The organism is Rhodopseudomonas sp. B29 (assembly GCF_000333455.1).
In the GTDB taxonomy this organism is placed as follows: Bacteria; Pseudomonadota; Alphaproteobacteria; order Rhizobiales; family Xanthobacteraceae; genus Rhodopseudomonas.
This window is the reverse complement of sequence record NZ_BADD01000617.1, coordinates 1-2007: the sequence shown is the minus strand read 5'-3', so window position 1 is coordinate 2007 and position 2007 is coordinate 1. Positions and strand designations below refer to the sequence as shown.

2 protein-coding genes are annotated in these 2007 nt (G+C 64.9%); both read left to right on the top strand.

The window, feature by feature from the left end; all coding sequences use genetic code 11:
• Positions 1–132 precede the first annotated feature (132 nt).
• A complete protein-coding gene (gene murI, locus I5M_RS22430; RefSeq protein WP_022723450.1) occupies positions 133–930 on the top strand; it encodes a glutamate racemase in 798 nt (265 codons plus the stop codon).
• A 161-nt stretch (positions 931–1091) separates the two neighbouring features.
• Entirely contained in the window at positions 1092–1868 is a 777-nt protein-coding gene (locus I5M_RS22425; protein WP_022723449.1) for a hypothetical protein, read from the top strand.
• Positions 1869–2007 lie beyond the last annotated feature (139 nt).

Below are 2007 nucleotides of genomic sequence, written 5' to 3'. Positions count from 1 at the left end.
CGTAAATGGGAGCATTCTTAATGAGTTAGAGCGACAATCCGTCGCACTACACGAGACTTGGTGCCGTGCCTGCAAGGCAGCTCCGCGCCGAGCACAACCGAAAACTAACCAAGATGGCGTAAGGCTTGGGCCGTGAACGCAAATCCCAACATTCTGGTGTTCGATTCCGGGCTCGGCGGCCTGACGGTGCTGCGCGAGATCGTCAAGGCGCTACCGGACGCGCATTATACCTACGTCGCCGACGACGCGTTCTTCCCTTACGGCCAGCACAGTGAGGATGCCATCATCGGCCGCGTGGTGCCGCTGATCGGCGAACTGATCGCTGCGCATGCGCCGGATCTGGTGGTGATCGCCTGCAACACCGCATCGACCCTGGTGCTGGCGCATCTGCGCGCCGCCTATACGGTGCCGTTCGTCGGCACCGTGCCGGCGATCAAGCCGGCCTGCGCGCAGTCGCGTACCAAACGGATCTCGGTGCTCGGCACCAGCGGCACCGTGAAGCGCGAATACACCAAAGCCCTGATCCGCGATTTCGCGGGGGCTTGCGAGGTGACGCTGGTCGGCTCCGTTCATCTTGCCGCGCTCGCCGAAGCGGCGCTCGGCGGCGAGACGATCGATGACACTGCGATTGCTGCCGAGATCGCGCCGTGTTTCGTCGGAGAGAACAGCGACCACCGCACCGATGCGGTGGTACTCGCCTGCACGCACTACCCGCTGCTGCTCGATCGTCTGATACGTCTCGCGCCTTGGCCAGTGGACTGGATCGACCCCGCGCCGGCGATCGCACGTCGTGTCGTCACACTTCTCGGCTCTGCTGCCGTGCACAATTCTGTTCATCAAAGTTCCGCCGAGATGATTTTTACATCCGGCCGACACAACCGATTACCGGGCGTTTTTTCCCCGTATTTCGGTGGCCGAATTCCGGCGTAATTACTTTCGCCGCAGCGGCCCGACTGCTAACTTCCCGGTGTGGTGGGCACGGGAGGAAACATGACTCGGCTATTTGCCTCGACCTGCACCCCCATGGGAACCGTCGCGCTCGCGCCATGCGTCGTTAGCAAGTACACACTCACTTCGTCGGCGCGGTAGCAATGCGAGGCTGCAACAAGGGCATCTCGGCGCCGCGGCGGATGATCGCCGACCTGATGCGGGCCTCGCGATCGGTTCCGCTAATTACCTTCAAGCGCACCCTGGACGTGACCACGCTGGCGCGCGCCCGGGCCGGCTGCGCGACGCCGCCGGGCTTCGCGGCAATCTTCATCAAGGCGTTCGGTCTGGTGGCGTACGAGCAGCCGCTGCTGCGCACACTGTATGTCGGCTTTCCCCGTCCGCATCTGTTCGAGCTGCCGTGCAGCATCGCCATGGTAGCGGTGGCGCGGCAGGTCGACGGCGAAGACTGCGTGCTGATGGAGAAGATCTGCACCGCCGAGCAACGGCCGCTGGCCGAGATCGACGCGATGATCCGGCATGCATCGACGGCGCCGATCGCCGAAGTGACGATGTTCCGCAAGCTGCTGCGAATCAGCCAGATGCCATGGCCGCTGCGCCGTCTGGCCTGGTGGGCCGGGCTGTCGCTGGACCGGCCGCGAGCGAATTTCTTCGGCAGCTTCGCGGTGTCCTCGGTCTCGGCGTTCAGCGAAGGCGAGCTGTTTCCGGTCAGCCCCGGCCCTTATGTGTTGAGCTATGGCCGGCTCGACGAGGACGGGCGGATCGAGGTTGTGATCCGATTTGACCACCGGCTGATCGACGCGGCTCCGATCGCCCGGGCGATGAGGCGGCTGGAGCAGGTGCTGAACGGGGCCGTAGCGGCCGAAATCCAGGCCCAGCCGCAGCGCTCGGCCCGTCCGGTGCGGCTGGTCAGCGACTGAGGCCCGGCCCGCCGCAACGCCGGTCGCAGAATTGACATCCGGGCCGTTTCTGCCTAAGCACACCCCGCACGCGGGCCGCTTCGGCCCGCGTTGTGTTTCGCGACCCGTGGTCCACCCCTTAGCCTTTGGGGGCGGAATC

Coding starts and splice junctions, on each gene's coding strand:
- I5M_RS22425 (WP_022723449.1), top strand. CDS start 1,092: ATGCGAGGCTGCAACAAGGGCATCTCGGCGCCGCGGCGGATGATCGCC.